Raw genomic sequence first — 15,636 nt, forward strand, 5'->3', positions numbered from 1 at the left:
ATCATGAACAACATCAAAACATTCATCTTTCTCGCAGCCCTTACAGCCTTGATGATAGTCTTAGGCAAGTTGATTGCAGGCCAGGGAGGAATGATCATTGCCTTTTTGTTAGCCGTGATTATGAATTTTAGTGCCTATTGGTTTTCTGATAAAATTGTCTTGAAAATGTATAAGGCTCAGCCTTTGCCTGAAAGCCATCCTGTCTACAACATTGTTCGCTCATTAGCCTCCAAGGCAAACACTCCCATGCCCAAAGTGTATCTGGTAGAAACAGAAGTACCCAATGCCTTCGCCACTGGCCGCAATCCTCAGAATGCTGTAGTGGCTGTGACATCAGGGCTTTTGACCCGTATGAATGAAGAAGAATTGACCGGAGTTCTGGCACATGAATTATGCCACGTTCTGCATCGTGATACCTTTATCAGTGTCGTAGCAGCAACCATTGCCGGTGCCATCAGCAGTATTGCGAACATCTTTATGATGACTGGCGGACGGGTTAATGCGGAAGGCCAAAGAACAAACCCGCTTTTTAGCATGATGCTTATATTACTCGCGCCCATGGCAGCAGGCTTAATTCAAATGGCCGTGTCGCGCTCCAGAGAATTTGAAGCCGACAAAGGCGGCGCCGAACTGACAGGCAAACCGCTGTGGCTGGCAGATGCATTATTAAAATTGGAAAGTGCCAACCATCAGGGTAATTTCCAACAGGCCGAAACACATCCTACTACAGCGCATTTATTCATTATCAATCCACTCAGTGGCGAAAAATTACGCCATCTCTTTATGACCCATCCACCAACAGCAGAACGAGTTGCACGCCTTAGAGAGATGGCTGGAGGTGGCTAGCCTCACGGCCTGATAAAGATACATTTGAAAAGTACCTTATTAAAGGCAATAATAGCAATTGTCCAAAAAGCCAGGATTATTCCATGCAGTTAACCCAGTTCACTGATTACTCTTTACGAGCCTTGATTTATATCTCCCTGAAAAAAAATATTTGCACGATTAAAGACATTACAGAGGCCTACACCATTTCAACCAATCACATGATTAAAATAATTCATAATTTATCCAAGTTAGGATTAATTAAAACCATCCGGGGTAAAAATGGAGGCATTGTCATGGCAGCGAATCCAGCAGAGGTGAATTTGGGGACGTTGATACAAACCCTTGAACCCAATTTTGATTTGGTACCGTGCTTTAACAAAGAAAAAGCTAATTGTTGTATTAGCCCGGTATGCAAACTGAAAACCGTTTTACATGAAGCCCAACAAGCCTTTATGAATGTTTTAAAGCAATTTACCCTGGCAGATATACTGCACAATAAAAGCGAATTGGGTTCTTTTCTTGGCCTTGGCAAGTTGCCCAGTTAACAGGATAAATATATAAAAAACTGTAGCCTTGATGCAGCGATAGCGGAATCAAGGTTTTCATACAGTAAGGCTTAAAGACCATAGGAAAACCTTGATTACGCTATCGCTGCATCAAGGCTACGCCTATTCTATACGCCTCAGGAAAAATCTGGGCTTTCCGGCCAGGAGAGCAAAACTTTTTGCAGCACTAAGGCATGATTATGTACCGGATCTTTAGCAGCATAAAACAAGGTAACCGGGCTATGCGCAGCCCGTTGTCTTACCTGCTCTATCAGCTCTGGTTTATCCTGCAATTCCTTTATATAACGCTGCGCAAACTCAAGCCAATTACCTGCGCTATCCTGATGAAACCATTTTCGTAATTCAGTGCTCGGTGTGATTTCCTTTAACCATAAGTCAAAGGCAAGAGCGTCTTTTCTAAGACCGCGCGGCCACAGCTTGTCAACAAGGATCCATGTCCCTTCTTTCTGTGCGGGGGGACTATATACTCTGCAAATAGAAATATCCAATCCAGCCATCTGTTCACCTCACTCAGACAATTTTTTGTGCCAGCAAATGACCGAACAATCCTTGCATTGGTCGGCCAAATTCATCCACTTTATGTAATAAACCTGCAGACTCCTTATATTCAAGTATGGACCATCCACTGTCCTGATAAAAATGGTAAAGCTCTTCTTTTTCTGGCAGAAACGTAAATGATGCAGGCAAAGAATAAAGCTCAGAATAAACAGGAAACACCATATAATGTAAACCGTCCTTCATTGTGGCCTGCTGTAGCCCCGTTAATAAAGAGGGTACAGATTCCTTTTCTAAAAACTGTAAGCTCACTGTAGAAAATACAAAATTATAATATTCACTTTGCAAATCAAGCGGCTGGTTCAAATCATGGAGTACCGTTTTAACCTGGGATAAGTGTTCCTTTTTCGCAATATCTGCAATCTGATTCATGGCCGTTTCATTAACATCAATTCCTGTCATGTCATGCCCTAAGGCTGCAAAAAATAAAAGATTGCGTCCCGAACCACAACCAACATCCAGACTCTTCAATGGCCCCAATTGCTGTAAATAATTATGGTAAGTATAGAGAAGATCAGCATGCACAGCTCCCAATCCGTATTTTTTGCTAAAGTAACGATGCGGCGTACAGTAAAATTCAAGTGACGCATTAAACGGCTCCTTCACTACTATGATTTTATGCCATGCAGCAGGAGGAATCAGCAATTGGGGATTGGCCTGATTAAGACGAGTCCGGGACAATTCTTCCCCTGCCCCATTCATCAATATAAAATCAATTTCCCCTTCATGAAGAAACAGGCTCCCCCAACTACCCTCCTTGGTACTGTGCTGCTCAAGAAAGAATTGCAGCTTCCCCCCACTTTCTATTTGTGTTTGTTTATAGCAAAGCAAATGATCCTGTTTGTTTGTCATTTTTTTCCCCTGATAAATACATAGTGTTCCCCTATAAAACCTGCTCCCGAGATTCAGGTTCAGCTTTTAAACGCGTTAAAATTTTGTAACCCTCTGCCATTTTGTCAGCTAATTGATGGTTTACGTCTCTGTGCTCAGCCTCATCTTCACGGACAGCCAATAATACATCACGTAATCGGGCATCATCAGGAAGATTCCAATAACTTTTAGCAATGTCTGGTGCCGGACAATTGTCTATGGCTCCTGCATCCAGCTCTTCCAGATAATGAGTGTAACTAATCACCGCTTCTTCTTCGAGGTATCCAACAAAGCGATGGGCTGTTTTGGAAGATAAGACATACATAGTCAGATAAATAACAACGAAAATAGCCTGAGCCGTAAAAATGATAAAGCGCTCAAACCAGTTCGGCCTGGCAATATACATAAAAGTGATAAGATGCATGCGCTCGTTTTCTGCTTCATCAAGTAACGTTCTTATCCAGCCTTCATCATTTTTTATTTTCCTTAAACAACGCAAATGCAGTAAGGCCGCCCCAACCATACCGGGAACTGCAGCTACGGTTTCTAAAACAATAGCCCGATTTCCATAACGTTTCTGGAAAAAAGTGTCCGCAAAAAAGCGGAAGAATTTAACTAAAAACCAGGCAATCTTGTCACTGAATTTCTCGGCAGGCTTGTGGTGAATGAGCATGATGAATCCTTAATTAAGTAAAGACCCCTATATTATAATAAAGATGTATTTTAAATACAACTTATAAAATATCGCTGATGACTTAAAAAATGAGATGCGCTGTTTTTTTATTAATAAGTTGTATAAAAATCATGTCTGCCTTATTATGCCGCACGCTGTGTTTTTTGATAACACACCATAGGTCCATATAAGATAGAGATAATATGCATTTTCCTAAATTTTTTGTTACTTACTGTGTCATGGATACCGATGCAGGGGCAAACCCGTTTGGACATGCCTGTTTAATTTTTTCACGACAAGAAAAAGATAAGGCGCCGGTCGAGGTCATTGATAGCCTTGGTTTTTACAGCCAACCCAGCACCACAACCAATCCCTTTTTAAATTTTTTAAAATCAATATTTGGTTTAACTATTGATTTACAAGACGGGCATGGGATTATAAAACAGGAACAGATGCGCTGGCTCGATAACAAAGGCTTGCATGGCATAAGCTTTGAGGTGCCCGAAGCACAATTTGATAATTTATATAAACGCTATTACACCCTGATGATGACAGAAGATCAGGTCGTTGCGGAATTAAATGCCGAATTGGCTGCACAAAATGTAGAAGCTAATGGCTTCACGCGTTTTAATGCGGAAAAGGCAAAAGCTCTCGCAGAAGGCAGAGAACCTCGCTTAAAGCCCTTTCATTTAACAGTCGATTTTTTCACCCTCAAAGGTCCTGACAGTTCCGAATCATATACCTGCAAAAATCATGCGCTCGATTTATTAGCCGAATGCCAGATTATCTCTGAGGAACTCAAAAGCCAATTAAGCAGCAATGATGCCCTCAAAGCATTCCCTGCGTTTTCTGATATCACCTTACATCCTCTGACTCTTGTCAGCACCGGAATTCCACAAACAATCACCTCTAAAAAAACAGGGAAATTTTTCTATAATCACGTCTGGGATAAAAACGCGCTTTACTGGGCATCACCAGTAAACCTCATTGATAAAAAGCCCGCCTTTATCGATGAGTCGTTAAAAGAAATGCTCTCTCGGATTCAACGTATTGAATATCGGTTGTATGAAGCCTTGCGCCACTCTATAGACGAAGAGCCAGAAAATAAAGAGTATCATTCTCTGCTGAATAAGCAGTTGCAACGAGTGCAACACAGCGCTTTTCTGTTTCATAATGCCGATGAAAACCAAAATACAGCCCTGCTCAATGCACGGTTAAAAAATGCAGATGAAGTTCTTAATATGGCTTCTTTGGCAATGAATCAGGAACGACTCAATTCTTCTTTTCTTCTCAGGGCATGGGAAAGCATCGCTTTACATGAGGCCTTATTGGGCTTGTTGGTGATGGCCGTATCCGCTGCAACCCTTTTGACGACACCTTTAGGAATAGGATTATTTATTGCTGGAGCTACAATGGCTGCTTATCAAGGATATGGATTCTATGCAGAAGAAAAGAAACACGCAGAAACAAAAGAATTGTACGAAACAGAACACGCTATGCAGTTGGTTTAAACTCACAGACCGTATTAACGAATACGTAATACGGTCTGCGATATAAGACAATCTTATTAACGTACCAGAACGTATCGTCCATTCTCAACACGATACTGATGGCCATTACGGTAAATCACGCCTTTCTTTTGATATACCTTAACGTCATGTGATGAAGCACGACGGCCAACCAAAGTATCAATTCCCGCACCCACAGTAGTAACCACTGCTGTACCAGCAGTTGAAACAACGCCAACTCCTGCTTTTACTACTTTACCACCAGTTTTCACTACAGTGACGCCAGTATTAGCTGCAGTATTCATAGTATTACAACCAACCAGTCCTACAGTTAATGCAAGGACAGAAAAACTTGTCAGTATTATTCTGTTCATAATGAATTCCTTTTGAGTTAATCCTTTTAATTGCATGTTGCAGTATGAACTATAGTACAAAACAAAATAATTGCTAATTTTTTATAAAATATGAATAAATTCAAATTCAAACAATTAATTTAAAATCAAAATGAAAAATAAATTTGCTTTTCCAGACAATACAAACTAACTTTTAAACTGCATGGATGCTTATATTTTAATTAATCAGGAGTTACAAATGAGTAAAAGCAAAAAATTCAAACATGAATCACAAGATGCACGTCGTCACGATCAACAACATGTAGTGCACCCAGAAGTGAAAACTGATCACTCGCCTAAGAAATCAATTCAAAAGAAAAATACCAAAATTGTAAAATAGGGCACCCGAAATTGCCGGGCTAAACTTTAGCCCGGCTTTCGTTAATATGAATTACGATTTTTTGGCGCTTAGGCGAATGCCATTGGATTCAATACTGATTTCGCCTCTCTTATAAAGATTGCCTATAGCCATTTTAAAACTTTTCTTGCTCTCACCCAAAGTACGCTGAATTTCCTCCGGAGAGCTTTTATCGTGTAAAGGCATGAAACCACCTTTTTTATGAAGTTCGGCCAAGATGCGCTCAGCCAGGTCATGAATATTGTCTTGCCCTGTTTTTCGCAAAGAGACGTCAATTTTTCCATCGTCACGCAGGGTTTTAATGTATCCTGGTATTCTTTTGCCATAAATCAGCGACTGAAAAATATCTCCTTTATGGATTAAGCCCCAATGGCGATCATTAATGATCACCTTAGTGCCCAAATGAGTATTTTCCGCAATCAAGAGGCTTACTTCATCTCCCTGTTGGTAGCGGACTGGAGTTTTATCAAGAAAATGATCCAGTTTGGAACTGGCAATAATGCGCCCTTTATTGTCCAGCTTGACACAGACCAGATAAGATTTATCCCGCTCCATAGGCCTGTATTGTTCAGGACCTGGAACCAGCAAGTCTTTATCCAGCCCCCAATCAAGAAAGGCGCCTACAGAATTGACATCAATCGCTTTTAAAAAAGCACATTTACCAACCTGGGTGCGTGGCCTTTGCGTGGTAGCGATGATTTTATCTTCAGAATCAAAATAGACAAAAACCTCCAGCATATCATTCACTTGCGTGCCTTTGGGTACAAATTTTCCGGGTAATAAAATTTCGTCCCAATCGTCCGCATCGAGATAAACACCAAAAGGAACCTCTTTTATTACTTTTAAACGGTTAAACTGCCCTACTTTAATCATGAATCGCTCTCGTTTTTTTAATCATGCAGTGTACCATAGGATCACCATAAAAAATCAGGTTCCTGACAACAAGCGAACAGTACGTTAACGTGAGTATTGATTTACTTTGATGCCGTTCGGGCTCGAGAATTAATTTAAAATAGGTGTAGCCTTGATGCAGCGATAGCGTAATCAAGGTTTTCATGCAGTAAGGCTTAAAAATCATAGGAAAACCTTGATTACGCTATCGCTGCATCAAGGCTACAGTTTTTTGTATATTTAAAACAAGCTTCTTATCCATAACTCACACCAAAGCCACGTCGTCCTGAGCGCGTCTTTTTGCGCGAAGGATCTCCCGAAATCGGCACGGTGCCAGCACATGGAGTTCACGCAAAAAGACGCGCTCAGGATGAGGTTGCACAACAATCCATAGTCTGGAACTTTCCAAACAGCGGATTATTGGTTAAAGTAAAAATGATTTCACTAAAAGGATCTTTGCCATGAAACATTTAATCAAAATAATTATTTTAGCTGTATGTTCCAATATAGTGTACGCAGACACCGCAACGTCCAATGCCCAAATAGTCCAGCTTAACACAACAATTCAAGAGCAGATAAAGCAACTACAAGCACAACAAGAGCAGCAAATAACTACTTTGAACACCCAGTTACAAAACCAGATCAAACAAATGCAAACCCAGCTGCAAAACCAAATACAAACCGTAAACTCACAAACTCAAGCACAAATGAAGCAAATCCAAACCACCTTGCAACAACAAATCGCTCAGGTTCAACAACAAATCAAGAGCGCACATTAAATTTGTAGTGCCCGATCTACGTCGTCCTGAGCGCGTCTTTTGGCGCGACGGATTGATCGGCACTGAATCCTGACAGGATGTGTAGCCCGGTCTGCTTGCAGCCGGGATCTCAGTGGCACCATGCCGTTTTCAGGAGATCCTTCGCGCCCAAAGACGCGCTCAGGACGACGTAGATCGGGGAATGACAAATAATGCACAACCCTGCTGCAAGCAGATCGAGTTAGACGATTTATACCAAGTTAGAATGAAAACAGAGTAAGAGCGTATAAAGGATAAAAATTACTAGTGCTTCGCCAACCTCCAAATTCAATATTGGTGAAGCACTAGGGCAGGCTTGCAAATAAATGAATTTGCAGGTTAAGGGTAAAACCATGTTTCATGCAATATTCCGCCGCGTATTCATGATTACGCTGGTTCTTTTTTAAATCGAGTAGTTCAGGTTCCCAGAAACTGACTACTTCATTGATGTCAGAACGCTCTTCAAGGGTAAGATCACGCCCTTCATCGCGAATACGTTTAACGCGCTGGGGTTCTTTTTTATAGATATTCATGGGACTGACAAACACTGGCTTTCCGGTTTTCTGAGCCCAGTCATGCGCCCACTGCGGTACTTCACTGTAAGGGGAATAATAGTCATCTTCCGGCGCTGACATGACAAACTTCAGGCAATCAGCCCGTTCCAGCATGTCCTTGTTCGGTTCAAGATAACGTACCACTTTACCCTTTTTTTCCAGGCATTTAGGGCTTACCACCAGAGTCGTGCCTGCTGGCATATCCTCTAAAACCGAAATACCGTTGGATTCAATCTGCGTGTTACGAAAATAGTGCTGCGCCTTGTCTAAAAAGGCAGACACATTGTTTTGTAAAGACGGTTCTCCGCCCGTGATAACCAGCACTATATTACGCCGCTCCTTCTCGGCCCAGGCAGGGATTGGCAGGTCGCGTTTGGTGAAAAAATCATTTATGACCTGGGTTGCTTCATCCAAAAGTGAAGTGAACGATCGCCAGTCACCGGAGTCAAAATAAGTATCGCAAAAGGAACAGGCAAGATTACATTTGGCCAGGCGAATAAAATACGCAGGCTGGCCGCGATAAGGGCCTTCTCCCTGCAAGGTAAAAAAACGGCTGGTGACTAAAAGTTCATCCTCTTTTGCTTCCTTGAAAAAGGATTTTCCGACAATAGTATTCAGACCAAACATAAAATTCACCAGTAGAAAATGATAAAATCATCATTTTGCAAAATTATACACATCAGTCAGAGATCGTGCAAATTATGAGCAAAAAATCCAATCCGCGAAGTGAGAGCTTAATTTAATGGCAGTGGGTGCCATTATGGGGAGATCCTTCGCGCCAAAAGACGCGCTCAGGACGACGGGAATCGGGCCACACATTAAATACAAAAAACCTACCGCCGCCCTATCACTTTATTCCAGGATTTTTCTCCCACCAATTCATTATCAAGCCAGATTTGCCGCGTAAGCTGAATATGCATCTCTTGTTTATCTGATCGGATATCAATAAGGGATCGAGTACTGATTTTTTTATACTCCGCCCCCTCTCCCTCTTCCTTAGGAGTAAATACATTATTAAAACTCTCACTATGGAATATCATCACCCCGTTGTTTTTATCCGGGGTCTGATAATTATATCCAAGCGCGTAAGAATACAAACGTTTACCCACCCAATAATAGTCCGTATTTTTATATTCAATCACCCACTTTTGGGTTTGTTGGTCAAAGAATTTAACCTGTTCCGATTGCGAATTATTACTTCCTGCAAAAGGAAAAGGAACAGGCAAGATGCTTTCTTCTCCCGACAAGGGCAACATGTCCTGCAAGAGCGGTGGTGCCGTGTGTTGTGCCAGACTCTGTAAATCGCCAGGTGTATCAATAGCAGTCCTGGACAAAGTATATTGATGACCATCGAAAGAATCAGGCTCTTCTACCTTTCTTTTTTTACGCAGCGGGCTGTTAATGTCTGGCGTCTTTTGTAAGGATAAAACTCTTTTCCCCTGCCCCGCTTTTTCAAAATTATGAACAATAATTTCAGGATCAACCGGAGTTGGCCAAAACATGGGAAATTGTGCTGTAGATAAACTTAATCGGATAATGTGTCTCTTTTTAAACGTCCAGGTTGAAAAATGCAGGGGAATCTGCACGTCATAAACTTTATAGGGAATCATTGGTGCCGGATTGATTCTGGAGATTAAATCATCCCCATGAATGGCCTTCCCGGTAACCAAAGTCACACTTCCATCTGGCGCTACATCTTCAAGACGAAAAACAAAATGGGCGCGAGGTTGGCTGGAAGAAACCTTTAATTGAATAAAGGGCATGCCCATAAAAGATCGGTCAGCTTTCAGAGGCTTTGAATCCATTAAATAAGCATTTCGGTCTTCCTTCTTCATGTCAGCAGGAATCTCCCCCCACCAATCCCCGGCATTGAAGCCAACATGATGCGGTGTTACCAATTTTTTAGCCTCCGCATACAAAGGAATGCTTAAACAATCCTCTGCCAGAACATCCTGAGTATTGTATTTTAAATGCAGCCAGTTCCCGGATATTTGCTCAGGCTGGTCAGCCAGCAAATGGCCATCACGCTGAAACAAACTCAAAATGTTCATTTCAGGCTTTTTAACAGGTGCCCCTTTTAAATAATAATGCCAAAACTGCAAAGCTTCTTTACGCCAGCCTATTTGTGGCCCAATACTGCTGTTATGAGGCCAGGCGTGATTCCATGGACCAATAATAGCGCGCGAAGGTGCCTGGACTGGATCCAGATATTTTATCATGCGGTACACACTGTCACGGTATCCATCAGACAATCCGCCTATCATAAACACGGGAATATTCAGCTGTTGATAATGCTTACGCAAGGATTTATCCTGCCAAAACTTGCTGTCTTTGTTATGTGCCTTTAAATTTAAAAACCAGGGGTAGCGGTTAAACCGGTTTTGAAAATACTCCTCGTCTATAGAATAGTTATTTGCAGGAGAGGGCAAAATGTTTTCTGATTCCATGTCCAGTTCATAACTGTCCACATGAAAAATTCCATCAATAAAATGGACGTCATCGTAAAAAATATCATCACTGCCATCAGCAATTAAAATGGCTTTCAAAGCTGAAGGTTTTTGCGGATCCATAGCCGTCATAATGGCATTAAAAGCACCCCAGGAAATTCCCCACATGCCCACATTGCCATTGGCATCAGGTAATTGCGATAACTGCAGTACCAATTCTTTAATATCGTCCAATTCCTGATTTGAATATTCACGTAAGGGGATTTTCCCACCGGATGAGCCTGTGCCACGAATATCAACACTAACCATAATTAAGCCATGAGCAGCAAAATAGGGGTAAAGCTGATAATTCCTGTTGGCGAAACTGTCATCCTTTCGGTACGGAAGCACTTCTAATAAAACAGGATAATGTCCTTTTTTTACTGGACGATAAATGGTCGCGGCAAGGCTTACGCCATCTCGCATGGTAAAATGGGTATTTTCAATGCGATAGAATTGTGGCCGGATAACAGGCTCTGCAAGGCAAGACTGAATCCAGGCACATTGGGACAACAACAATAATATAAGGTAACACAGATTTTTTTTTATTTTCATAAGCTCTCGATTCGGTATTGATCGGCGAACTTAAAACTATGAATCTGTCTGCCTGTACTACGGAGAACAATCCTGACGAATAGTCTGTCCGGCACCAAATGAAGTATATCCCTTCTTTTCATTTTTGCAATTTGGATGAAAGGCCGTACGTCGTCCTGAGCGCGTCTTTTGGCGCGAAGGATCTCCCGAAAGAGGCACAGTGCAAAATATTTGGATCCTTCGCGCAAAAAGAAGCGCTCAGGACGACGTTGCTCTATGATAATAAACATGCCTTAAAAATTTAATTTCAAAAAAGAAAATAGTTCAGTATATTGCACATAAAAAAAGAACAATAACTTAACGTCAGTTTCGGATAAGAAAGTTGTTTGAGCCAGTGTTTACCTCGATCCGTTCGGGCTGAGGAGAGGCGGTAGCCTCGTCTCGAAGCCTTAGCACCATGCCAAGGCTTCGAGACAGCGCTATCGCGCTTCCTCAGCCCGAACGGCATCGAAGTAACGACGGGATAAAACAAGCTTCTTATCCGAAACTGACGTTAACTTATCTGAAAAGGATCTACCACAATGCATGTTTTTATTAATATGGATTTAAATGGAACGATACTCATCGGTGATGCACTGGGGCACAGAACAACGAATGAATACATCCTGATTGACTTGCTGAAATGCTTTTCTACCGAGTCCTCAACTGCTTTTATTCAATCTTTAAAGAGCAGTGAGTTAAATAAATTATTGAACCAGCAACTTAAAGCAGATATTGATTTACAAAGCCTCCTCCAACAACATGCAAATCAATTTAACTGCTTTTCTTTTTATGAAAACTTCGAACTCCTTCTTTCACTTTGCATCAGGCAATGCGGCTCAAAGGTAAAGCAAAATGATTTAATACGATTTTTTCTGCAAACAGAGATGATGCCTGACAAGTCCGTTCCTTCCATGATGATGGATCATGTTCTTGCCGATAAAGATCGCGCCCTTGATATCAGGAATAAAATAGGGTTATTTTACCCACTCATGGATGATGCCTGCGTTGTAAAATCTTTTTATCGCTTTGCGACTTCAATAAGTAAAGATAAAGCCATTCACATGACTTTAAATACTTTCGGTAGTGACGCACCAACAGTGATTAGCAAGTTACGCGACATTATCCCTTGTTCCAGGGAAATAACTGCCGTTAAAACACCAACCTTGGCTGAAAAGAAAGAAGCAGCTACAACCATTTTCAATTCTGCCGTATCAAGTCAACTGATTAGCTTATTATCCAATTATGAGCAATTTGATGAACAGGCAAAAATCAACCGCTATGGAAAGTTATTTCCCATAAATTCAGACAAAAAGGGGCTGTATGTGTTTTTCGACGACAATCTCTCTTTTGATGGCCTGGATCGAAAAGGCTGTGTTACTATTTTTGACATTGCCTCCTCACAAGAAATCGACTTTTCTAAAAGCACCGATTTTACTGCAGAACATGAGTCCGCTGAGGTAAAAGCCGTACTGTGTGGTAAAGCAGTAATTGTTCTGGTCAAAGCACGATTATCTTACGTCTGCCAGGATACCTACTTTATTGATTTGGTCAATAAATACAAAAGACTGGCGGAAATCCATTATCAGGCACAAGCAGCCAAGACAAATCCCCATCAGTTATTTACAACAGGTTCCAGTGTACGAGACACTTTATTGGCCATGGATACAGAATTACAACCATCCTGCTAGAACAAAAGGCTCTCGCCACTTTCCGGACTGTAGCCCGGCCTGCTTGCAGCCGGGACCAAACAGGCAGCAGGCCGAGCTAAGAATCAGTTCTTGCTGAACAAATAAAGAATATGAACTTTTTAATTTTTCCTTAAGTATTTTTAGTATTCTTTTCGTCCAATTAGTTTAAATAAAATTTTCAAAATACAGGAATACCTCATGTCAACTGCACGTATTGAAAAATTGCTCCAGGAAAATATCGAGGATTTAATTCCTGTACCACGCCTGCCTGTAAGTGTTAAAGAAGATCCTATATCGAGAAGATTGCGTCGCTTTGATAACCTCGAACTAAAAGCCCCTATGCCAACGCATAGCGGTGTGTACATCAATACCAATGAACGCGGCTCAGCAGAAACTGCAAGGACATTAGCTCAAAAACCATTGATAACACAAGCCTGCCACATTGGCTTTTCCGGCTGGCACAATTTCGATATTATGGCACAGAGACTTTCAACAAGAGCCCTAATCTGTGATATCAATCCTGAAAACGCCCTCTTTCTTTATCATGTTTTAAAGCTCGTCGGGCGTTACACCGATCGCCAAGAATTTGTCAGGCAAATGTCACAGTTCGTAAAAAAGAGTCACTACGTTGGAGCAAGAAAAAACATAGGTAGAGACCCTTGGTTGTACTCAATTGAATCAACCAGTATTAGTTTCAGTTTGAATGTCAGCGAAGAACCTCCTTATGATGACCATTATTCTGTATTTGAAGAAGTGGAACTGGAATTCCAAAGACCAACAAGCTGGCTCTTTACCGATGAGCGTTATGCCCATATCAGAAGACTTGCTTTGACAGACAAGATTGCACTCATAACAGAAAGTATCTGTGCAGTAGAAACGTTTGCCAGCATTGCCAAGTTATTGAGAGAAAATTCAGTCCAGATAGATACTGTATATGTCAGTAATATCAGTGAGTGGATAGACACTCCTAAAGAACGCGATTTATTTAGAGAAACGGTACAAGCATTTTTATCAGAGTCAGAAACAATTCTTATTGATGGCAAACATGCTTTCCAAGATCATGCAACACCCAAGCAGCGATCTATAACGAAAAAAGAATTAACTCCATTAAGTTCTCAGAATTGGTTTTTTAATTCAGCTCTGAAAGCAGAAGATAACGAGCCACGCTATACTACTGCAGCACTCGCATCATAACTTAACGTGAATTAGATTGATTTAAAATAGGTGTAGCCTTGATGCACGACAGCGTAATCAAGGTTTTCCTTCATTTTGACTTTTGTGTTTAAAGAAAACCTTGATTTCGCTGTCGCTGCATCAAGGCTACAGTTTTTTATCTATTTAAATCAATGTTCTTACCCATAACTCACGTTAACTTAAGAAATCCCAGAGACTGATTATTACGGAGTAATGTAGCTGCAGCAATAAAACTGAAACCTGCCATTAAAATAAGATAATAAGCAGGTGCAATGGGGTGTAGCTTTTCAGCCAACACGCTCACAATCAAAGGGGCAGTCCCACCGAACAAGGCATTTCCCAGATTATAAGAAAATGCAATGCCGCTGTAACGCACATTCTCTGGGCAATTCTCGACAACAGCCGTAAGGGTATTACCCTGCTCCATGGAACTGAGCAAAGTTGCCAGGCCTAAAGACAGCATAGCCAGAGGCAACGATTTCACTTGCAAGAGATAAAAGCAGGGCAATGCCAATAACATAATGCCCATTGAAGTAAGCATCAGCATATTCTTTCGCGTGAAATAATCACCACAGATGCCCGCCAACGGCACAGTAAACAGCATAATAACTAATATGATACTTTCCAGTCTTAAGGCATGTGCCATGGAAAAGCCAATATAATGTTCCAGATAGATGGGCATATAACCAACAAATACATAATAAAAAGTGGCTCCCATGCAGGTCAACCCGAAAATTTTCAATAACTGATAAGGTGCATATTTAAGGGCTACAGCAAAGGGTCTTGATTCCAGATGGTGATTTTTTTTAAGCTGAGAATAAACGCGGGTTTCAGATAATTTAAAACGATAATAAATGATTATTGAGCCAGGTAATCCGATAAGAAGAAAGGGCAAGCGCCAAGCCCAGGCTTTAATCAGTTCTTCTGAAAAAAGAAAATGAAGCGCCATTAAGGTAAGTGTTGCCAATAAAAATCCCAGATTAGCTCCCGTAGCAGCAAAACTGGTAACAAAACCCCGTTTTTCAGGAGGAGCGGATTCAGCAAGATATATCATGACCCCACTGTATTCACCCCCTATGGAAAAGCCTTGCATCAAACGCAATAATACAAACAGGATGGTGGCAGTTATCCCGATATCCTGATAGGAAGGGATTAAGCCAATCAAAAAAGTAGAGAGTGTAATAATCAGGATAGAAATTCTTAAGGTTGTTGCACGGCCTTTGGTGTCGCCAAAGTAACCAAACAAAATACCCCCCAAGGGGCGGCACAGGAACCCTACAGCAAATACCATGAACGCTTCTATCGTAGAATTACCTGCTGTAGTTTGAGGAAAGAAGGTACTGCCAATAATCGGCGCCATAAAAATAAAAAGCCCGAAATCGAACCACTCAATAGTATTGCCAAGACTCGAAATCAATAATTCCTTTTTTCTCAATCGATCGCTGCTTTAAACAGAGTGAATCAATTCACTATACATTATCCAGTCCAGACAAGTAAACCCGAGTCGAATGGTGGCACGATGTCGTAGCCCGGTCTGCTTGCAGCCGGGATCAAGACTCTCGGAACCCCTCAGCTTATCCGCAGGGAGCAAAAACACTGTCCCTGCCAGCATAACTGTTCCGCTTCCTGACGGTCGCGGCTCGGTTTTCGTGTGTTCGTATGGACTTCATTGTGCACCAGAAACCGAGCCGCGACCGTCA

General features: G+C 41.5%; 16 protein-coding genes. 7 read left to right on the top strand and 9 right to left on the bottom strand.

The window, feature by feature from the left end; translation table 11 throughout:
• A complete protein-coding gene (htpX, locus tag B094_RS0105220; protein WP_026253895.1) occupies positions 1–846 on the top strand; it encodes a zinc metalloprotease HtpX in 846 nt (281 codons plus the stop codon).
• A gap of 83 nt (positions 847–929) precedes the next feature.
• Entirely contained in the window at positions 930–1,373 is a 444-nt protein-coding gene (locus B094_RS0105225) for an Rrf2 family transcriptional regulator (RefSeq protein ID WP_018576748.1), read from the top strand.
• A gap of 137 nt (positions 1,374–1,510) precedes the next feature.
• Here B094_RS0105225 and B094_RS0105230 read toward each other — a convergent pair whose 3' ends face one another.
• From B094_RS0105230 to B094_RS0105240, 3 genes are read right to left on the bottom strand one after another with little or no spacing between them, the layout of a single operon-like run.
• Positions 1,511–1,891, bottom strand: coding sequence for a DUF488 domain-containing protein (locus tag B094_RS0105230; RefSeq protein ID WP_018576749.1), 381 nt, complete (start codon positions 1,889–1,891; stop codon positions 1,511–1,513).
• Between the two features lie 13 nt (positions 1,892–1,904).
• Positions 1,905–2,801, bottom strand: a complete 897-nt coding sequence (gene tehB / locus B094_RS0105235; RefSeq protein ID WP_018576750.1) for an SAM-dependent methyltransferase TehB — start codon at positions 2,799–2,801, stop codon at positions 1,905–1,907.
• Positions 2,802–2,832: 31 nt separating this feature from the next.
• Positions 2,833–3,492, bottom strand: a complete 660-nt coding sequence (locus B094_RS0105240; RefSeq protein WP_018576751.1) for an alternative oxidase — start codon at positions 3,490–3,492, stop codon at positions 2,833–2,835.
• 203 nt (positions 3,493–3,695) lie between these two features.
• On the opposite strand from B094_RS0105240, the gene B094_RS0105245 reads away from it, so the two are divergent.
• A complete protein-coding gene (locus B094_RS0105245) occupies positions 3,696–5,003 on the top strand; it encodes a hypothetical protein (protein WP_018576752.1) in 1,308 nt (435 codons plus the stop codon).
• 56 nt (positions 5,004–5,059) lie between these two features.
• On the opposite strand, the gene B094_RS0105250 is transcribed toward B094_RS0105245, so the two are convergent.
• Positions 5,060–5,374, bottom strand: coding sequence for a hypothetical protein (locus tag B094_RS0105250; RefSeq protein WP_018576753.1), 315 nt, complete (start codon positions 5,372–5,374; stop codon positions 5,060–5,062).
• Positions 5,375–5,591: 217 nt separating this feature from the next.
• On the opposite strand from B094_RS0105250, the gene B094_RS17430 reads away from it, so the two are divergent.
• The gene (locus B094_RS17430) at positions 5,592–5,732 is read left to right on the top strand and encodes a hypothetical protein (protein ID WP_018576754.1); all 141 of its coding nucleotides are present in this window, start codon (positions 5,592–5,594) and stop codon (positions 5,730–5,732) included.
• 51 nt (positions 5,733–5,783) lie between these two features.
• Here the strand turns inward: B094_RS17430 and B094_RS0105260 are convergent, their stop codons facing one another.
• Together B094_RS0105260 and B094_RS0105265 are read right to left on the bottom strand one after the other, a co-directional pair.
• Complete coding sequence (locus B094_RS0105260; protein ID WP_018576755.1) at positions 5,784–6,623, bottom strand: CvfB family protein; 840 nt, start codon at positions 6,621–6,623, stop codon at positions 5,784–5,786.
• Entirely contained in the window at positions 6,616–6,828 is a 213-nt protein-coding gene (locus tag B094_RS0105265) for a hypothetical protein (RefSeq protein ID WP_018576756.1), read from the bottom strand. The genes B094_RS0105260 and B094_RS0105265 overlap by 8 nt, the downstream gene beginning before the upstream one ends.
• Positions 6,829–7,102: 274 nt before the next feature.
• Between B094_RS0105265 and B094_RS0105275 the strand changes: the two genes are divergently transcribed.
• The gene (locus B094_RS0105275; protein ID WP_018576758.1) at positions 7,103–7,420 is read left to right on the top strand and encodes a hypothetical protein; all 318 of its coding nucleotides are present in this window, start codon (positions 7,103–7,105) and stop codon (positions 7,418–7,420) included.
• 323 nt (positions 7,421–7,743) lie between these two features.
• Here the strand turns inward: B094_RS0105275 and B094_RS0105280 are convergent, their stop codons facing one another.
• Positions 7,744–8,619, bottom strand: a complete 876-nt coding sequence (locus tag B094_RS0105280; RefSeq protein WP_018576759.1) for a 7-carboxy-7-deazaguanine synthase QueE — start codon at positions 8,617–8,619, stop codon at positions 7,744–7,746.
• Positions 8,620–8,825: 206 nt separating this feature from the next.
• Positions 8,826–11,033, bottom strand: a complete 2,208-nt coding sequence (locus B094_RS15760) for a CocE/NonD family hydrolase (protein WP_018576760.1) — start codon at positions 11,031–11,033, stop codon at positions 8,826–8,828.
• 560 nt (positions 11,034–11,593) lie between these two features.
• On the opposite strand from B094_RS15760, the gene B094_RS0105295 reads away from it, so the two are divergent.
• A complete protein-coding gene (locus B094_RS0105295; protein WP_018576762.1) occupies positions 11,594–12,742 on the top strand; it encodes a hypothetical protein in 1,149 nt (382 codons plus the stop codon).
• A gap of 198 nt (positions 12,743–12,940) precedes the next feature.
• A complete protein-coding gene (locus B094_RS0105300) occupies positions 12,941–13,936 on the top strand; it encodes an LIC_10091 family protein (protein WP_018576763.1) in 996 nt (331 codons plus the stop codon).
• Between the two features lie 169 nt (positions 13,937–14,105).
• On the opposite strand, the gene B094_RS0105305 is transcribed toward B094_RS0105300, so the two are convergent.
• Positions 14,106–15,371, bottom strand: a complete 1,266-nt coding sequence (locus B094_RS0105305; RefSeq protein WP_018576764.1) for an MFS transporter — start codon at positions 15,369–15,371, stop codon at positions 14,106–14,108.
• Positions 15,372–15,636 lie beyond the last annotated feature (265 nt).

It is taken from the genome of Legionella shakespearei DSM 23087 (assembly GCF_000373765.1).
GTDB lineage: Bacteria > Pseudomonadota > Gammaproteobacteria > Legionellales > Legionellaceae > Legionella > Legionella shakespearei.